Origin of the sequence: Weeksella virosa DSM 16922 (assembly GCF_000189415.1) — a bacterium.
GTDB lineage: Bacteria > Bacteroidota > Bacteroidia > Flavobacteriales > Weeksellaceae > Weeksella > Weeksella virosa.
Genome location: NC_015144.1, coordinates 2,173,843 through 2,193,336 on the forward strand (window position 1 = coordinate 2,173,843; position 19,494 = coordinate 2,193,336).

10 protein-coding genes and 1 pseudogene are annotated in these 19,494 nt (G+C 36.8%); 8 read left to right on the forward strand and 3 right to left on the reverse strand.

Features of this window, described 5'->3' with window-relative positions:
• Window positions 1–4: 4 nt before the first annotated feature.
• The 8 genes and pseudogenes from WEEVI_RS10425 (at window position 5) to WEEVI_RS10460 (ending at window position 13,677) form a co-directional block, all read left to right on the forward strand.
• Window positions 5–3,472, forward strand: a complete 3,468-nt coding sequence (locus tag WEEVI_RS10425; protein ID WP_013599093.1) for a methylmalonyl-CoA mutase family protein — start codon at window positions 5–7, stop codon at window positions 3,470–3,472.
• A gap of 177 nt (window positions 3,473–3,649) precedes the next feature.
• Window positions 3,650–4,003, forward strand: coding sequence for a YkvA family protein (locus WEEVI_RS10430; protein WP_013599094.1), 354 nt, complete (start codon window positions 3,650–3,652; stop codon window positions 4,001–4,003).
• On the forward strand, window positions 3,984–4,910 hold the full coding sequence (miaA, locus tag WEEVI_RS10435; protein WP_013599095.1) for a tRNA (adenosine(37)-N6)-dimethylallyltransferase MiaA: 927 nt from the start codon (window positions 3,984–3,986) through the stop codon (window positions 4,908–4,910). The genes WEEVI_RS10430 and miaA overlap by 20 nt, the downstream gene beginning before the upstream one ends.
• Window positions 4,911–5,138: 228 nt before the next feature.
• Entirely contained in the window at window positions 5,139–6,692 is a 1,554-nt protein-coding gene (locus WEEVI_RS10440) for a M20/M25/M40 family metallo-hydrolase (RefSeq protein ID WP_013599096.1), read from the forward strand.
• Window positions 6,693–6,832: 140 nt separating this feature from the next.
• A pseudogene (locus WEEVI_RS10445) lies at window positions 6,833–7,549 on the forward strand (isocitrate lyase/PEP mutase family protein); the annotation flags it as partial.
• Window positions 7,550–7,710: 161 nt separating this feature from the next.
• The gene (locus WEEVI_RS11040; protein ID WP_052295781.1) at window positions 7,711–8,103 is read left to right on the forward strand and encodes a hypothetical protein; all 393 of its coding nucleotides are present in this window, start codon (window positions 7,711–7,713) and stop codon (window positions 8,101–8,103) included.
• A gap of 124 nt (window positions 8,104–8,227) precedes the next feature.
• Window positions 8,228–12,544 (forward strand): CusA/CzcA family heavy metal efflux RND transporter, encoded by a 4,317-nt coding sequence (locus tag WEEVI_RS10455; RefSeq protein WP_013599098.1) that lies wholly within the window; start codon window positions 8,228–8,230, stop codon window positions 12,542–12,544.
• A complete protein-coding gene (locus WEEVI_RS10460) occupies window positions 12,544–13,677 on the forward strand; it encodes an efflux RND transporter periplasmic adaptor subunit (protein WP_013599099.1) in 1,134 nt (377 codons plus the stop codon). The genes WEEVI_RS10455 and WEEVI_RS10460 overlap by 1 nt, the downstream gene beginning before the upstream one ends.
• 161 nt (window positions 13,678–13,838) lie before the next feature.
• Here the strand turns inward: WEEVI_RS10460 and WEEVI_RS10465 are convergent, their stop codons facing one another.
• The 3 genes from WEEVI_RS10465 to asnS form a co-directional block, all read right to left on the reverse strand.
• Window positions 13,839–15,992 carry a S46 family peptidase gene (locus WEEVI_RS10465; protein WP_013599100.1) on the reverse strand — a complete coding sequence of 718 codons (2,154 nt, stop codon included), beginning with the start codon at window positions 15,990–15,992 and terminating at the stop codon, window positions 13,839–13,841.
• Window positions 15,993–16,510: 518 nt separating this feature from the next.
• Entirely contained in the window at window positions 16,511–17,983 is a 1,473-nt protein-coding gene (gene rpoN, locus WEEVI_RS10470) for an RNA polymerase factor sigma-54 (protein ID WP_013599101.1), read from the reverse strand.
• Window positions 17,984–18,016: 33 nt separating this feature from the next.
• Window positions 18,017–19,465, reverse strand: a complete 1,449-nt coding sequence (gene asnS / locus WEEVI_RS10475) for an asparagine--tRNA ligase (protein ID WP_013599102.1) — start codon at window positions 19,463–19,465, stop codon at window positions 18,017–18,019.
• Window positions 19,466–19,494 lie beyond the last annotated feature (29 nt).

A 19,494-nucleotide genomic window follows, 5' to 3' on the forward strand; every position in this document is an offset into this window, starting at 1 on the left:
CAAAATGTCTGAGATTACTACAGAAAATAAAGAAAAACAAGTTTCCCTTCAACAACCATCACAAATCCCGTATAAACCAAAAAACAAAGTACGTATTGTTACTGCTGCTGCTTTGTTTGATGGTCACGATGCAGCCATCAATATCATGCGCCGCATCATTCAATCTACAGGATGCGAGGTAATACATTTGGGGCATGATAAATCGGTAGAAGATGTAGTGAACACAGCGATACAAGAAGATGCCAATGCAATTGCAATGACTTCTTATCAGGGTGGTCACAATGAGTATTTTAAATATATGTACGATTTGCTTCAAGAAAAAGGAGCAGGACACATAAAAATAGTTGGTGGTGGAGGCGGAGTAATTCTTCCGACCGAAATAAAAGAGCTAATGGATTACGGCATTACCCGAATTTATTCGCCCGATGATGGTCGTGAACTTGGCTTGCAAGGTATGATCAACGATATGGTTGAAAAATCAGACTTCCCAACAGGAAATTTAGAGTTACCAGAAGGTAAAGATGTTTACCAGTCACTACTAGACAAAGACGTTACAACCATTTCCCGTCTGATTTCATTGGCAGAAAACAGAGAAGAAGACTTTCTAAAAGTTTTTCATTATGATAAAGTAATCGATAAATCGACACCAGTTCTCGGGATTACTGGAACCGGCGGAGCAGGAAAATCGTCGATGGTCGATGAAATAGTTCGTCGCTTTTTGATTGATTTCCCCAAAAAAACCATTGCTTTGGTTTCTGTAGATCCATCTAAAAAGAAAACAGGCGGTGCATTACTGGGCGACCGTATTCGCATGAACTCGATCAATAATCCGCGTGTATATATGCGCTCGTTAGCCACACGCCAATCCAATTTAGCTTTATCTCGCTATGTAGAAGAAGCTTTGCAGGTTTTGAAAGCAGCTAATTTCGATTTGATTATTTTAGAAACTTCAGGAATCGGACAATCTGACACCGAAATTCTAGATCATTCAGACGCATCACTCTATATCATGACACCAGAATTTGGTGCAGCTACACAATTAGAAAAAATTGATATGTTGGATTTTGCCGACATTGTGGCCATCAATAAATTCGATAAAAGAGGAGCTTTAGACGCTATTCGCGATGTGAAAAAGCAATACCAACGCAACCACAATCTTTGGGATGTTAATCCTGACGAAATGCCTGTTTTTGGTACAATTGCTTCACAATTCAACGATCCAGGAACCAATCAACTCTACAAAGCAATCATAGAGAAAATTGTAGAAAAAACGGGTGCAGACTTGGTTTCTTCATTTGAAATTACAAAAGAAATGTCGGAGAAAATTTTTGTTATTCCTCCAGCAAGAACACGCTATTTATCAGAGATTGCCGAGAATAATCGTGCCTACGATACCAAAACATCTACACAAAAGGAAGTCGCCCAAAAACTATACGGAATCTTCAAAACAATAGAAACTCTTTCGGGAACAACTCCCAATCTCACACAACACGGAATCGAAATTACCGGAACCGAAAACGAAGAACTATCAAAAGTTCTTTTGGCTGAATTCGATAAATTGAAACGAAATTTAGATCCATTCAATTGGGAGGCAATCATTACTTGGGACGAAAAAGTAAACAAATACAAAAATCCAATTTATAGTTTCAAGGTTCGCGACAAAGAAATCAAAATAAAAACCCACTCAGAGTCTTTATCACACCTACAAATTCCTAAAGTAGCATTACCAAAATACGAAGCTTGGGGCGATTTGTTGCGTTGGGTTTTGCAAGAAAATGTACCGGGTGAATTTCCGTTCACATCAGGTTTATATCCATTCAAACGCGAAGGAGAAGATCCTACCCGAATGTTTGCCGGTGAAGGAGGACCAGAGCGCACAAACCGTCGTTTTCACTATGTCTCAAAGGGGATGCCCGCCAAAAGATTGTCAACCGCTTTTGACTCGGTAACGCTTTACGGTAACGATCCAGGACACCGACCAGATATTTACGGAAAAATTGGGAATGCAGGTGTATCGATTTGTTGTTTGGATGATGCTAAAAAACTGTATTCTGGTTTCGATTTGTCGCATCCGATGACGTCGGTATCAATGACTATCAACGGGCCTGCACCGATGTTGTTAGGCTTTTTTATGAATGCAGCTATCGACCAGAATTGTGAAAAATACATAAAAGAAAATGGATTAGAAGCCGAAGTAGAAGCCAAAATAAAAGCAATATATGAAGACAAAGGCTTTGAAAGACCAAAATACAATGGCGACTTACCAGAAGGGAATGATGGTTTAGGACTCATGCTATTGGGTGTAACTGGCGATCAGGTTTTGCCAAAAGATGTATACGAAGAAATTAAAAAACAAACTTTGGCACAAGTACGCGGAACCGTACAGGCAGACATCCTAAAAGAAGATCAGGCACAAAATACGTGCATATTCTCTACCGAATTTGCTTTGCGCTTGATGGGTGACGTACAAGAATATTTTATCGATCATAATGTTCGAAACTTTTATTCCGTATCTATTTCCGGCTATCACATTGCCGAAGCAGGAGCAAATCCAGTAACGCAATTGGCCTTTACCTTGGCAAATGGCTTTACGTATGTAGAGTATTATTTATCTAGAGGAATGGATATCAATGCATTTGGACCCAACTTGTCATTTTTCTTTTCGAACGGAATCGATCCAGAATATTCGGTAATCGGGCGAGTAGCAAGAAGAATCTGGGCAAAAGCCCTGAAGTATAAATACGGCGCAAACGAAAGAGCACAAATGTTAAAATATCATATCCAAACATCTGGTCGATCGTTGCATGCACAAGAAATTGATTTTAATGACATACGCACCACTTTACAAGCATTATATGCAATTTATGACAACTGTAACTCTCTGCATACCAATGCTTACGATGAGGCTATTACAACACCAACAGAAGAATCGGTGCGTAGAGCCATGGCGATTCAGCTCATTATCAATAAAGAATTAGGTTTAGCGAAAAACGAGAATCCGATACAAGGTTCATTCATTATCGAAGAATTGACCGACTTGGTTGAGGAAGCCGTTTTGGCCGAGTTTGATAGAATTACGGAGCGTGGAGGAGTTTTAGGTGCAATGGAAACCATGTATCAACGTTCGAAAATTCAGGAAGAATCTTTGTATTATGAAACACTAAAACACAACGGAGATTATCCTATCATTGGAGTCAATACATTTTTAAGTTCTACGGGATCAAAAACAGTGATTCCTGCGGAAGTTATTCGTGCGACTGAAGAAGAAAAACAATTCCAAATTCTGACCAAAGAAAAACTACACCAAATAAAAGAGGCTGAAGAAAAAGAACAATTAGAAAAAGTTAAAGAAGTTGCCATCCAGAACGGTAATATTTTTGAGGCACTTATGGAAGCTACAAAAGTTTGTTCACTTGGTCAGATAACAGAATCATTATTTGATGTAGGTGGACAGTATCGCAGAAATATGTAAACAATCTGAAAATTATGCATTAACACTAAAGCCTCGAAATTTCGAGGCTTTTATTTTATTTAGAAAACCTTGAAAGTTTGTAATAACTTATTTGTCTATAAAGTATTGTAAAACTGACAAATAGACTTTGGCACGTGCTTTGAATTTTACATAACACATCAAAAACTATTTAGGGAAATGAACAAAAAAAGATTTTTTAGATTAGCTGGAGCTGCAGCTGCTAAAGCACAGCAAGACAAAACATTCACAACAAAAGTAAAAACCACTTTTCGTATGCTAAATGATATAGTTCGTGGAACTTACAAACCGACTTGGAAAAACATTATACTTCCGTTCTTGGCGTTTATTTATATACTTTCTCCATTAGATTTTATACCTTCTTTTATGTTCGGGCCAATCGGTCTAATAGATGATTTCGGGATTTTAATGTTTGGTCTAAAATTTTTAAATAAAGAAATAGAAAAGTATCTTGCGTGGGAAATTTTACAGCCTAAATATTCGTACGTAGAAGATGCAAAAATCATCGATTGATACAAATAAAAAATACTTAATTAGCTTAGTCGGTCCTACTGCAATTGGTAAAACCGACTTAGCAATTTTTTTAGCCAAATATTTACAAGCCGAAATTCTTTCCAATGATTCTCGACAATTTTTCAAAGAACTTTCTATCGGCACTGCTGTTCCTACAAAAGATGAATTAGCCCATGTTCCGCATCATTTTATACAACACATATCTATTGAAGATGACTATTCGGTAGGAGATTTCGAACGTGAAGCATTGGCTTTTCTAGAAAATTATTTTAACACCAACAATATTGCTCTTTTGGTCGGTGGCTCTGGTTTGTACGAAAAAGCACTTACTCAAGGCTTGGACTATTTTCCAGAAGTTGACCCATTGATTAGAGAAACGCTAAATACAATTTTTGCTACAGATGGGATAGAAGTTTTGCAACAAGAATTAGCAGAGAAAGATCCTGAATATTTTGCAGAGGTAGATCAGCAGAATGGAAAAAGAATTATTCGAGCGTTAGAAATAATTCGTGGAACAGGAAATAAATTTTCATCCTACCGCAGCAATTCTATTGTGCAAAGACCTTTCGAGATTATCAAGATAGGATTGGATTTGCCAAGGGAAGAGTTGTATGATCGAATTAATCGTCGAGTAGATTTTATGATGGAAAATAATCTGCTAGACGAAGTGAAAGAAGTTTATCCTAAAAAAAACCTAAATGCCTTGCAAACTGTTGGGTATAGAGAGCTATTTTGTTATTTAGACCAAGAGTTTACACTAGAACAAGCAGTAGAAGAAATTAAGAAAAATACAAGGAGATTTGCAAAAAGACAACTCACATGGTTCAGAAAAGATAAGAGTGTTTGTTGGTTCTCACCCAAAGAAGGAGATAAAATTTTGGCCTATATTAAAGAAAAAATAAAGTAACTATTTATAAATTATACATTCTTTTTACGCAAAAAACACACATAGCTAAATAGTCTAAATTTCGATGTATAATCAATACATTATTAATTAATCAAAACTTTTCACCTTACTGAATACAGGAACATTTATTGGGTGGAATAAAGAAGAAAAACATCCATGAAATAAAAAAACATCAAGATAAAGTCTCTATTTAAGAGGCTTTTATTATTTTAGTAAAAAAATATCATAATGAAGTTTTATAGACCATTACAATTGGCAACCGTTTTATGTGCCTCTATAACTTTAACGGCACAGAACAACACACAACAAGATGCTATTATCAGTGCTATTACTCAAGAAGCACAAAACAATTCTCAACTCGAGCTTTTAGCAACCGAACTTTTGGATGGAATCGGGCCGCGTTTGGTAGGATCACCTGAAATGGAAAAAGCAAGTGATTGGGCCATTGCACAGTTCAAACAATGGGGAATTGATGCCGAAAGACAAAACTATGGCGAATGGAAAGCATGGCAAAGAGGAGCATCAAACATTACGATGACTTCACCGCGTGTAGTATCTCTAAATGCAACACAACTTGCTTGGAGCCCAGCAACCAAAAAAACTATCGAGTCAGAGGTTGTGGCCTTGCCAAAAGACCCTAAAGATTTTGCGAAATGGAGCAATCAGATCAAAAATAAAGTGGTGCTTTTATCTATGTATCAACCAGTAGGTAGACCCGATTATCAGCTAAAGGAATTTGCAACGCCTGATACTTACGAAAAGCTAAAAAAAGAAAACGAAAATAGGCAAAAAGAATATCAATCTTTTTTACAAGCGATAGGATATACCCAAAACCAATTAGCTGAATTTTTAGAGCAAAAAGGAGCAGCAGCAATCGTAATTTCTAATTGGAGTGGAATTATGGGCGCCAATAGAATTTTCGATGCGAAAACGAAAAACATTCCCATGATCGATATCGAACTTGAACAATATGGAATGTTGTATAGATTGGCAGTTAACAATAAAAAACCAAGAATTTCTATCAATGTACAATCAAAAGATTTAGGAAAAGCAAAAGCCTTTAACACCATTGCAAAAATAGAAGGAAAAGAAAAACCGAATGAATATGTCATTTTATCGGCACATTTCGATTCGTGGGATGGTGCACAAGGTGCTACAGATAATGGAACGGGCGTTATAACTATGATGGAAGCTGCACGTATCCTAAAGAAACTTTATCCAAACCCGAAACGAACTATTATTATTGGACTATGGGGGAGCGAAGAACAAGGCCTCAATGGATCTAGAGCTTTTGTAAAAGATCATCCAGACATTGTTGCTAAAACCCAAGTCGTTTTCAACCAAGATAATGGTACAGGAAGAGTAGTAAACATCAATGGACAAGGATTTGTAAATGCCTATGAGTATGTTTCTCGCTGGTTGAATCAAGTCCCAAACGACGTAAGTAAACACATAGAAACGTCTTTCCCTGGTATGCCAAGTGGAGGAGGGTCTGATCATTCTTCCTTTGTAGCTGCGGGTATACCTGCTTTTATGTTGAGTTCTCTAAACTGGGGATATTTTGGTTACACATGGCATACTAATAAAGATACGTACGATAAAATTATTTTTGATGAAGTAAGAAACAACGTCATCTTAACAGCTAGTTTAGCATATTTAGCTTCAGAGGAAGAAGAGTTGGTAGATCGTACGAAAAGAGTTTTACCTACAAAAGATGGTAAAACAGCTCAATGGCCAGTCGCTGTAGACGCCAATCGTGCAGGTAGATTAGAGACCAAGTAATTTTTAACAATAATTTATCAATTCATACTCAAAGCTTTATTGTATTTTAGGTAAATAATTAAACAAAACAAAAAACAATACAATTACTTATGAAAGTAGATAAATTCAGGAAATTACACGAGTAAGAAGATCCGCTATTTCTTGCTAATGTTTGGGATGTTATAAGTGCAAAAGCGGCAGAAGCAGCTGGTTTCGAAGCTATTGGAACCTCGAGTCATGCAATTGCTAATGTATTAGGGTATGAAGACGGAGAAAATATGTCGTTTTATGAAATGTTATACATGATAGAACGCATAGCGAAATCTACGAATTTATTGGTAAGCGCAGACATAGAGTCGGGTTTTACGAAAGACCTCAATCAATTGAATGAGTATGTTGAGAAATTAGTAGATGTTGGAGTAGTGGGCATCAATATAGAAGATGGAAATACAAGCACCGATGAACGTAAGTTAGACGATGTGAAAGTATTAGCCGACAAAATCCATTCTATCAAGACTTACCTCAAAGCAAAAGGAAAAGATTTATTCATTAATGCGAGAATTGATACCTATACCACAGAACATCTAAGAGCATTAGACGAAACAATTGTACGTGCGAAAATATATAAAGATGTAGGAGCAGACGGCATTTTTGTCCCATTAATTACTACAGAAGAAGATATAAAAAAAATGGTACAAACTATAGATTTACCGCTTAATACATTTGTTACAGCAAAATCATTAGATTATCCAGCACAGAAAAATTTAGGAGTAAAAAGAATCAGTAGTGGTAATGCGGTGCACGCAAAAGTTACCGATTTCACTTCATACTTTTTCAAGCACCTCAATGATTCTAAATCATTTTATTTCCTTTTCTAAAATTCATTTTAACAATAACCTCACCGTGGTGGGGTTATTGTTTTTACACTTCTTTTTTATCGTATTCTTACCTAGAATTTCAATATTTAATCCAATTCTAAACTACCTCTTTCATTCATTCTTTATGATATCTTTTTAGATAATATCTCTACTTTTGTTGTATGAAAAGATGGTTAATCTTAACGATTACTTTCATGCAGTTGGCCTCTACAACTCAATTCTCACAGTTGTACAAGATTCCTCTGTTCTTTTCTCACTTCGTTGAACATAGCCAAAACAACTGGACTTTTTCCGAGTTCAAAACATTTATTGTACTTCATTACGATAATCATGAGATGGATGAAGACTGGGAGACCGACCAGAAACTACCTTTTATGACCGTTGATCGCGTTTATCAAGACCCTTGTTTTGTACCAAAATTTCAACTTCAAATCACTAATAAAATTATTGATATCGATTCACAAACTATGCATATATGGGTCGATCAATTCACACAGTCTTCATATCTCGCATCTATTTGGCAACCGCCAAAACAACAACACATTTTCGCATAATTTCGAATTCTATTTTCGGTAGAATTCAAGTTTCACTTAGTGGTTAATTCATCTAGAAATTTCATTATTCGGTTTGATTTATCTTACTGATAATGAATCTATTTCTGGATTAATAAAGAAAATGATGTTAAATAAAATCATTGATTTTTCAATCAAAAATAAATTCATCATAGGTCTTTTTACACTTGCTTTACTCGTTTTCGGAATTTACGAAGTAAAGAAGTTACCTATTGATGCTCAACCTGATATCACATCCAATCAGGTTCAAATTCTTACCGTTGCACCTTCTTTTGGAGCAGAAGATATCGAACGTTTGGTTACTTTCCCAATCGAACAAGCAACGGCAAACATTGCAGGAATTACCGAATTGAGGAGTTTCTCTCGCTTTGGTTTGTCTTTGGTAACGATTGTTTTCAACAATAAGACCGATGTTTATTGGGCAAGACAGCAAGTGAGCGAACGTTTACTGCAAGTACGAAACGAAATCCCGGACGGAATTGGTGAGCCTGAATTAGGCCCGATTTCTACCGGCTTGGGAGAAATTTATCAATACGTTGTTCGTCCGAAAAAAGGTTACGAAGATCGTTTTGATGCCACAGAATTGCGCACCATTCAAGACTGGATTGTTCGTCAACAATTGATAAGCGTTCCCGGTGTGGCCGATGTAAGTAGTTTTGGTGGGAAGTTAAAACAATACGAAATTGCCTTACAACCGAACCGTTTGCAGGCGCATCATCTCACTATAAACGATGTTTTTGATGCCTTAGAAAAGAACAATCAAAATACCGGTGGCGCGTATATCGAAAAAGGTCCGACTTCTCTTTTTATTCGCTCCGAAGGATTGATTGGTTCCATTCAAGACATAGAAAATATTGCAGTAAAACGGATTTCGGGCGGTTTGCCTTTATTGCTGAAAGACATAGCCGAAGTTAAAATCGGCCATGCAACGCGTTATGGCGCCATGACTTATAATGATCAGGGCGAAGTTTCGGGCGCGGTGGTCATGATGCTCAAAGGAGAAAATAGTAATGAAGTGGTGCAACGGGTCAAAGATCGAATCGAAAGTATCCAAAACACATTGCCCGAAGGCGTAGTGATCGAAGCTTTTCTCGATCGTAAAAAAATGGTCGACAATACTATTCATACCGTTCAGGTGAATCTTTTAGAAGGCGCACTGATTGTTGTTTTTGTATTGGTTTTATTTTTAGGAAATCTTCGGGCAGGTTTCATCGTTGCCTCAGTCATTCCGCTGTCGTTGCTTTTCGCCATTATAATGATGAATATTTTAGGAATCGGTGGAAACTTAATGAGTTTAGGAGCGCTTGATTTTGGTTTGATCGTGGATGGCGCTGTGATTATTGTAGAAGCCGCGATGCATCAATTGGTGTTGAGTAAACAATTTGGGAAGAATCAACGACTTTCTTCCCGAAACATGAATGCTACGGTAGGATCGGCAGCTAAAAAAATGGTGAACTCTGCCGTTTTTGGGCAAATCATTATCCTCATCGTGTATCTCCCGATTTTTTCTTTGCAAGGAATCGAAGGTAAAATGTTCAAACCCATGGCACAAACCGTTTCTTTGGCTTTGGTCGGAGCCTTTATTTTGTCTTTGACCTACGTGCCAATGATGACTTCTTTGGTGTTGAGTAAAAAGAAAAAAATCAAACCAAATTTTTCCGATCGAGTGATGAGTAGGATAGAAAACATTCATCATCATTGGTTGCTGAAAGCCATCAAACAAAGAAAAATCGTATTGTCTGCTGTGGTGTTGATGTTTGCTTTTGCTTTGTTTCTCTTAAGCCGATTAGGAGGCGAATTTATCCCATCTTTAGAAGAAGGCGACTTTGCCGTAGAAGCGCGCGTTTTGCCCGGTAGTAATTTATCTACCACGATAGAATACACCAACAAAGCCGCTAAAATACTGAAAGATCGTTTTCCTGAAGTCGAAATGGTCGTGACCAAAATCGGAAGTGGTGAAATTCCGACCGATCCTATGCCAATGGATACCGGCGATATGATTGTGGTGCTGAAACCTAAAAAAGAATGGACATCTGCCAAAACTTTTCCCGAATTATCCGAAAAAATGAGCGCTGCTGTTGCAGAAGTTCCTGGTTTAAGTACAAGTTTTCAATATCCAGTACAAATGCGTTTCAATGAGTTGATGACGGGCGCGCGCCAAGATGTAGTGGTAAAAATCTTTGGAGAAAATTTGGATAGTTTGGCTCATTATGCGCAAAAATTGGGCAATGTTATCCAGCAAGTAGATGGCGCACACGAATTGTACATCGAACCCGTTAGCGGAACGCCACAAGTGGTGATAGAATTCAACCGTGCGTTATTGGCTCAACATGGTCTGAGTATTGGCGATGCGAATAAAATCATCAATATGTCGTTTGCAGGTCAAACAACCGGAAATGTTTTCGAAGGACAAAGACGTTTTGATTTAACGGTTCGCTTGGATGAAAAAAGTAGAGCATCGATAACCGATATTCAAAATCTGCTGCTTCCTACCGATTCCGGGTTGCAAATTCCGCTTTCTCAAGTGGCCGAAGTGGCTTATAAAAACACGCCAAACCAAATTCAGCGAGAAGATGCCAAGAGAAGAATTATTGTAGGATTCAATGTGAAAGATAAAGATGTGCAAACCGTTGTAGAAGATTTACAAGCACAAGTGGCCGCAAAAATTCAATTTCCTTCAGGATATTATGCAACGTATGGCGGCGCTTTCGAAAACCTCAATCAAGCCAAAGAACGTTTAGGAATTGCAGTTCCGATTGCTTTGGTGATGATTTTTCTGATGTTGTATTTTGCCTTCAAATCAATCAAATACAGTTTATTGATTTATACCGCTATTCCTTTGTCTTCGATTGGCGGCATTTACTTTTTAGTTCTTCGAGGCATGCCTTTCAGTATCAGTGCAGGCGTTGGTTTTATTGCACTTTTCGGAGTGGCGGTACTCAACGGCATCGTGTTGGTGTCCGAATATAATCGCCTCAAAGCACAAGGCATTCACAATATTCCGCGCGTTGTTCTGATGGGAACTCGTACCCGTTTACGTCCTGTTCTGATGACAGCTTCGGTTGCATCGCTTGGCTTTTTACCTATGGCGCTCAGTCACGGTTCGGGTGCAGAAGTACAACGTCCTTTGGCCACTGTGGTCATCGGAGGTTTATTGATTGCCACCTTTCTCACTCTTTTTGTTTTACCCATTTTATACATTTTATTCGAAAAAACACATATGAAATCCAAAGTATCCACACCGCTAAAAACGGTCAGTATTTTCTTGTTTCTTTTGATAGGAAATTCGCTTAGTGCGCAACAAATTATGACGTATGACGAAATGATTTCGGTCGGAAAAAATCAGAATTTACATTTGAAGCAAGCTCGTTTTGAAACCGCGTACCATCAAAAGAACAATCGTTCCAATTTAGGTTTGGCACCTACGGATTTTTCAGTCGAATTCGGAAAAATCAATAGTGATTTGTTTGATGAAAAAATTAGTGTTGTTCAGAAAATCCCATTTCCTACTTATTTTCAGAAACAACGAAATGTGAATCAGCAACGGATCAAAAAGGCGAAAATGCAAGAAAAATTAGGCGAGCAGGTTTTCGAAAAAAAAATTGCAGACCAATATGTTGCTTGGCAATATTGGCAATTGAAACAAGCTATTCTCAAAAAAAATCTAAAGATATATGAAGATTTTTTAGCGAAGGCTTCTTTGCGTTTCCAAAAAGGAGAGAGCAATCGAGCAGAGGTTTCGATGGCTAAAATTCGTTTTCAGAACTTGAAAAATGAAGCTGTTTTTATCCAATCTCAATTGCAGTCTATTTGTTGGAACCTTCAGAATTTGTTGCAAATCGAAGAACCCATCGAACCCAAAACCGAGCAAGATTTTTTCCTACCCCAAAAGCAAATCGGAACAACATCGGCACAAATAGAAGTAGAAAAAGAGAAACTTCTTATCAATCAAATGCAAATAGATGTGGAGAAAACAAAGCGGTTGCCAGAGTTTTCGGTAGGATATTTTAATCAGAGTTTTAAGGAACTTAATGACAAACGCTACCAAGGTTTGATGGTGGGTGTTGCGGTTCCGCTTTTTTCTGGAAGCATTCGATCGAACATCGAATCGGCAGAAGTTTTGGTGCAAATGCAAGAAAATCAATTGCAAATCGAACAAAAAAACTGGTCGAATCAAGTGCAACAAATCAACAACGAAATTGACGCGTTAGACAAAGTGCTTACTTCGTATCAATCGGTTCAGTGGCCAGAAACGCAACTTTTACAACAAACCATTTCGCAACAATTGTTGAGCGGTGAAATCAATTATCTCGATTGGGTGGTGCAAAATGATCAGGTGATTCAGATTCAGAATCAATTTGCAGATCAACTTTTGCAACGAAATCAATCGGTTATAACTTTTAATTTTTTAACAAACGAATAATGAAAAACTATATTTGGGCATTGATTATCGGAATGAATTTCAGTGCTTGTACCTCTCAAAAAGAAGAAAACAAAACGCTTCGAGAAACCGAAAACACACAGGAAATAACATTAACCCAAGCGCAGCAAAAACAACTCACGATCGAAACCGTGAAAGTAGAAACGATAGACCTGAATGCTACGATGCAATTGAGCGCAAGAACTCAAGTGTTGCCGCAAGACCGAATTTCGGTAACGCATATGCTAGGTGGTTTTGTGAAGTCGATTCAGGTAATTCCGGGAACGTATGTGAAAAAAGGGCAAGTTTTGGCAGTGTTAGAAGACCCAATGTTTGTGCAAATACAAGAGGAATATCTCACGACAAAAGCTTTGTTGGAGAAGGCGGAATCTAACTTTAAACGACAAAAAGAACTGAATGAAGCGCAGGCGGCAAGCACCAAAATTTTGGAAGAAGCACAAGCCGATCGAAAATTATTGCTGATCAAGAAAAGGGCTTTGGAAGAAAAATTACACTTGATGCATTTGTCACCAAATTCGGTCACCGTAAATGCTATCAAAAGAAATTTAACGGTTGTTTCGCCGGTTTCGGGCGCCATAAATAAGGTTTCTGTAAATCGAGGTCAATATGTTTCGGCTTCAGAACCTTTGTTGGAAATTATCCAATCTTCAACACCATTATTGGAAATAAAAGCCTTTGAAAATCAATTAGCTGCATTGAAAATTGGTCAAAAAATTTTAGCGTCAACCAATCAAAACCCAGAGCAAAAATACGAAGCTAAGGTGATTTCTATTGGTCAAGAAGTCAATTCTGATGGATCTGTAAATGTCTTGGCTCAGTTGTCTAATCCTTTGCCACAACCCTTGATTTCGCAAATGTATTTTACGGTAGAATTAACGGTTGCCAATCAGTCTGCGCAAGTTTTACCTGAAGGATCTGTAGTACATTTTGAAGGTAAAGATTATGTGTATGAAGTGCTTAGCAATAACACGTATAAGATGAAAAAAGTGAAAATAGGGAAGGCAGAAAAAAATAAAATAGCGATTATTACGCCATTAAATCCTACCCAAAACTATGTTTCAAAAGGAGCATATGCTTTACTTATGGCGATGAAAAATACAGAAGAAGAAGAATGAGTTGATTAAATTACATTTATAAGCTATCAAATAAAAATGATAGCTTTTCTTAAACTCAATCTTTCTATTTAACATAATATATATTATAGGAAAAGTTATTAAACAAAAAAATCCCGTATGCATATACGGGATTTTACTGGACTCATAAACTGAATTAAAAATTATTTAGTTACGATTTTCATTTCTTTTATTAAGTGGTCAGCTTTTCCATATTTTTCGATAACCCATAAAATATATCGTGCATCAACCATAATGTTTCTACAAATTTCTGGATCATAATTCAAATCAGACATTGTTCCTTCCCAAACACGGTCAAAATTCAATCCTACCAAATTTCCATTTCCATCAATTGCCGGGCTTCCAGAATTACCGCCCGTTGTGTGATTGGTTGCAATAAAATTAACGGGTAATTTTCCATTTTTATCTGCGTATTTCCCAAAATCTTTTTTGTTATACAAATCAATCAATGGTTGTGGCAAATCGAACTCATAATCTCCCGGAATATGTTTTTCTACCACACCATCTAAATATGTAACTGGCTCATAATAAACTGCATCACGCGGCTGATATCCATCAACTTTACCATAGGTTACGCGCAAAGTAGAATTGGCATCTGGGAATAGTTTTTGATCAGAAAACACTTCCAATTGTGCTTTCATATAGGTACGCATCAGCTGATTCATTTTGTTTTGGTTCGCTAAATATTGTGTACTAACTTTTTCTTGATAAGTATCCAAATAACGCTTAACCAATAATACCAAAGGATCTTGCTGTATTGCTTTAATAAATTCATCGTCATTCTTCGATAATTCTTCTAAGGAAGTTAGCAGAGTTTTGCCATTAATTGTTGCTGTTCCGTTAATCAACGTATTATCCAAAACAGTTTGTATCTCTTCTGCCGAAGCAACTTTATTTGGCAATAAGTCTTTGGGCATTGTGGTATTGTAATATTCGATTAATTCTGCAGAAATAGTCTGATCCAAGGCTGCATCATAATCTTTATACATCCCATTTAATTGGTTGATTACACGAGATTTAATATTCTGATAACTTTCTTTTTTATATGAATTGGCTAAATTATTCAATGCCAAAGTCATACGAAAAGTTTCTGAGTTTGTAGAGAAAATTTCGCCAAACAAGGTGGTTGCAACCGCAAACTTTTCATTTTCTTTGTTCAACGCATTCAATTGTTGAATGATATTCCCGTATGTTTTCTTTTGTTGTTTATTTTTGGCTATTCTTTTTGCAAAATCATTTTCTTTAGTCAAACGCAATTCTACAGCTTTACTCCTTTCTAATCCTAATTTTTCTCCTATCCATTTTTTGTGTGCATTAGAAATTCTCGCTTGCTTAGAGGCATATTTGATACGCGTTGCATCATCTTCACGCATTTTTTTATCTATATGCTGCAGTGCAATCGTTCTTGCTCCTATCCTAGCAGGATTTATCACATCTTGGATTTGAAGCAATGATGAAGCTGGTAGATATTCATCCGTTGTTCCTGGAAATCCGTAAACAAATGTAAAATCACCTTCTTTTATCCCACCAATATTTACCGGTAAAAAATGTTTTGGTTTGTAAGGTACATTGTTTGGTGAGTAATCTGCAGGTTGATTGTTTTTATCAGCGTAAATTCTAAACAATGCAAAATCTCCTGTGTGTCTTGGCCAAACCCAGTTATCGGTATCACTACCGTATTTACCTATTGCCGAAGGTGGAGCTCCTACTAGACGTACATCGCGGAAGGTTTCGGTGATAAATTGGTAGTATTTATTCCCTTTGTAAAATGGTCGAACATAATTTTCTTGGTACGATTTTGTTTCGGTTTGTGCAGAAAGTGTTTGTATGTTTTGTTTCACCAACTCCATCCGTTGCTCCTCTGGCATATTATCAGTTACTCCTTGTAAAATTTTATCTGTAACATCGATAATATCTACAATAAAAGTAGCTGTGAGTCCTTTATTTGGTAATTCTGCTTTCATATCTTTGGCCCAAAATCCATCTTTCAAATAATCGTTCTCTAATGACGAATGACTTTGGATTTGACCATATCCACAGTGATGATTGGTTAGCAACAATCCATTTGGGGATATTACTTCTGATGTACATCCACCGCCAAAATGGGCAATGGCATTGTTTATGCTCTTTTTCCCGTTACTAAAAATATCGGTTGCAGAAATTTTTAGTCCCATTTCTTTCATTTCTTTTTCGTTCAGTTCTGTCGGTATCCACATTCCTCCGCCTTGTGCAAAAAGAGTGTTACCGAGAGCCAAAAAACTCAAAAGCAACGACGTTTTCATCAATGTCTTTCTCATTTTATCCTTTTATATTTTTTAACATTATCAAAGATACTTGTTCTCATCGTACAAAGCAAAAAAGTGTATCTCTACTTTTATTAAAATCCAATTTCCTTATAGAGAAAAAACTCTATTCTTGGTTTATTTGTCTTCCTATTTAGTTTGTTTACTTGTTCAATCAATAAAGAGATTTTTATGAAAAATTCCGACGAAACGAGTATCGAATGTATTTTGACTTTATCAATTCTTAGAAATAATTCTTGCAGAAAAAATGATAGGCTAAAACAAATTTCAGAATTTACCACTAATCATTCAAAATATCTGTTTGGATGATTTGATGCTATAAATGGTGAAATTCGCTCTTTTAATTTGGAAGTTACAACAATCTCCGTCGATAAAAAATCATCTACCTACTCGGCAAGCTTACAAGATACTACAGAAAAAAGCAACCTAGATTTTGAAATAGAATTCGAACAACACCTATCCAGATTGAATAAAAAAACCAGCTACCGCTGGTTTTTTTATGTAAAAATATTTTAGATTTCTTTACGTAATCTCGCTACCGGAATACTCAATTGTTCACGGTATTTTGCAATAGTTCTGCGCGCAATTGGGTAGCCTTTTTCTTTTAGTATTTCCGTTAGTTTTTCATCTGTCAACGGTGTACGTTTATTTTCTTCGTTAATGACATCTTGTAATATGCGTTTGATTTCTCTGGTCGAGACTTCTTCACCTTCGTCATTTGTTAAACTCTCTGAGAATAAATCTTTGATTAAAAAAGTGCCGTAGGGTGTTTGTACATATTTACTGTTAGCTACTCGAGAAACTGTTGAGATATCCATACCGATAAGATCAGATATATCTTTCAGAATCATTGGTTTGATTTTGGTTTCGTCTCCTGTAAGAAAATATTCTTTCTGAAACTTCATGATTGCCTGCATGGTAATCATGAGCGTGTTTCGTCTTTGCTGTACTGCATCAATAAACCATTTGGCCGAGTCTAATTTTTGTTTAACAAACAATACTGCCTCTTTTTGCTCATTGGATTTATTCTCTGTTTTTTTATATGTTTCGAGCATTTCTGCATAAGCAGAGGAGATACGCAATTCTGGTACATTCCTACCGTTAAGAGAAAGATTTAGCTCACTATTCTCTATTGTAATCGTAAAATCGGGTGTAATTTGTTCGATAATTTTACTACTACTCGAGAATGATTTTCCTGGCTTTGGATTCAATCGTTCGATTTCGCTAATTGCGTCTCTCAATTCATCTTCGTTCACACCATACTTGGTCATTAATTTTGTATAATGTTTTTTCGTAAATGCATCAAACGATTCAGTAATTAATTTTTCGGCCAATTCGATAGACTCGTTTTGGGTTTTATTCTCGAGTTGTATCAACAAGCATTCTTGCAAATCTCTTGCTCCTACACCAACAGGATCCATTCGTTGAATATATTTTACAAGTAAATTTTCTACTACTTCTAATTCGGTATAGATATTCTGCGAAAATGCTAAATCATCGACCAGAGCTTTTAGATCGCGGCGAATGTAGCCATCTTCATCAATATTTCCGATAATAAATTCTGCGATTTCATATTCTTCTTCTGTCAAACGATTAGTATACAATTGTTTTTCTAGATACTCGATAAACGAAACTCCTTGTGCATAAGGAACAGATTTTTCGTCATCGTCATCGCTATAATTATTGGTATAGGTTTTATAATTCGGGATATCATCATCACTCAAATACTCATCGATATTGATGTCGCTTGTATCGATAACATTTTCTTCTCGGTATTCATCTTGCGAATCCCAGTCGTTATCATTCGACATCTCGAATTCATCTTCGTAATTAGGTGAATCTTCGTCCAAAGCAGGATTCTCTTCTAACTCCTCTTTCACTCTTTGTTCAAAGGCAACAGTAGGTAATTGCACCAACTTCATTAATTGAATTTGTTGTGGTGATAACTTTTGTTGTAATTTTAGATTTAATTCCTGCTTTAACATATGATTTTTCTTCTACTCGATTAACTTCTTATACTAAAATTCTGCATTGTTCGGGGTTCTAGGGAACGGAATAACATCGCGTATATTTCCCATTCCGGTCACAAAAAGAACCAAGCGTTCTAGTCCTAATCCAAAACCCGAATGTGGTACGGTACCAAAGCGGCGTGTGTCTCTATACCACCATATTTCTTCTTGATCGATACCAAACTGTTTTATTCTTTCGTCCAACACATCTAAACGTTCTTCTCTTTGTGATCCGCCTATAATTTCACCAATTCCAGGGAAGAGAACATCCATTGCACGAACTGTTTTTCCGTCTTCGTTTAGGCGCATATAGAAGGCTTTAATTTCTTGTGGGTAATCGAACAATATTACTGGTGTCTTGAAATGCTTTTCTACCAAATATCGCTCATGTTCAGATTGTAAATCTACACCCCATCCATCTACTGGGTATTTGAATTTCCCTTTTTTGTTTGGTTTAGAATTTTTCAGAATATCAATAGCTTCGGTGTAAGATAAGCGAATAAAACGATTATTCAGAACATAATCTAAACGATCCATCAAACCTAACTCTGATCGCTCATCGGCTGGTTTCTGACTTTGTTCTTTGGCATAACGTTCGGCCAAGAAAGCTAAATCATCCGGACATTTATCTTTGGCATATTGGATAACATATTTCAGGAAATCTTCTGCCAAATCCATATTTTGATCCAAATTATAAAAAGCCATCTCGGGTTCGATCATCCAAAACTCAGCTAAATGACGTGAAGTATTCGAATTTTCTGCACGGAAAGTCGGTCCGAATGTATAGATTTTACCCAACCCCATAGCGGCAGCTTCCCCTTCTAATTGTCCAGAAACTGTAAGGTTTGTCGCTTTCCCAAAGAAATCTTGGCTATAGTCTACTTTGCCGTCTTCGGTACGTGGTAAATTATCTAAATCGAAATTTGTCACATGAAACATCTCTCCTGCTCCTTCTGCATCAGAGCCTGTGATTATAGGTGTGTTAATATAGACAAAATCGAGCTCATTGAAGTATTGATGAATTGCAAACATCAACGCATTTCTCACTCGCATTACAGCACCAAACAGATTGGTACGAAAACGCAGATGTGCTTGTTCGCGCAACTTTTCTAATGAGTGTGCTTTGGGCTGTAGAATTGTCCCCTGAACCTCTTCAGAAGCTGCAACGCCTAGCACTTTGATATCTTTGGCTACGATCTCTATTTCTTGCCCTTTACCCTGGCTTTCTACTACTTCTCCTACAACTTGTAAGGATGCTGCTGTAGTAATTTGTTGAATAAGTTCTTCATCAAACTTATCAAAATCTACAACGACTTGAATTGTTTTTAAACAAGATCCATCATTGAGTGCGATAAATCGATTACTACGAAAAGATCTCACCCATCCATGAATACTTACTTCTTGCAAGGCTACTTCTTTGCCTTTCTCCAACAAGGTTTTTATACTGTATGATTGCATTTCTAAAATTCTATAGTTTCACAAATTTA

What these genes read in the sequence shown, in the direction of transcription:
- WEEVI_RS10425 (WP_013599093.1), top strand. Translation starts at nt 5, where the DNA reads ATGTCTGAGATTACTACAGAAAATAAAGAAAAACAAGTTTCCCTTCAA.
- WEEVI_RS10430 (WP_013599094.1), top strand. Translation starts at nt 3,650, where the DNA reads ATGAACAAAAAAAGATTTTTTAGATTAGCTGGAGCTGCAGCTGCTAAA.
- miaA (WP_013599095.1), top strand. Translation starts at nt 3,984, where the DNA reads ATGCAAAAATCATCGATTGATACAAATAAAAAATACTTAATTAGCTTA.
- WEEVI_RS10440 (WP_013599096.1), top strand. Translation starts at nt 5,139, where the DNA reads ATGAAGTTTTATAGACCATTACAATTGGCAACCGTTTTATGTGCCTCT.
- WEEVI_RS11040 (WP_052295781.1), top strand. Translation starts at nt 7,711, where the DNA reads ATGAAAAGATGGTTAATCTTAACGATTACTTTCATGCAGTTGGCCTCT.
- WEEVI_RS10455 (WP_013599098.1), top strand. Translation starts at nt 8,228, where the DNA reads ATGTTAAATAAAATCATTGATTTTTCAATCAAAAATAAATTCATCATA.
- WEEVI_RS10460 (WP_013599099.1), top strand. Translation starts at nt 12,544, where the DNA reads ATGAAAAACTATATTTGGGCATTGATTATCGGAATGAATTTCAGTGCT.
- WEEVI_RS10465 (WP_013599100.1), bottom strand. Translation starts at nt 15,992, where the DNA reads ATGAGAAAGACATTGATGAAAACGTCGTTGCTTTTGAGTTTTTTGGCT.
- rpoN (WP_013599101.1), bottom strand. Translation starts at nt 17,983, where the DNA reads ATGTTAAAGCAGGAATTAAATCTAAAATTACAACAAAAGTTATCACCA.
- asnS (WP_013599102.1), bottom strand. Translation starts at nt 19,465, where the DNA reads ATGCAATCATACAGTATAAAAACCTTGTTGGAGAAAGGCAAAGAAGTA.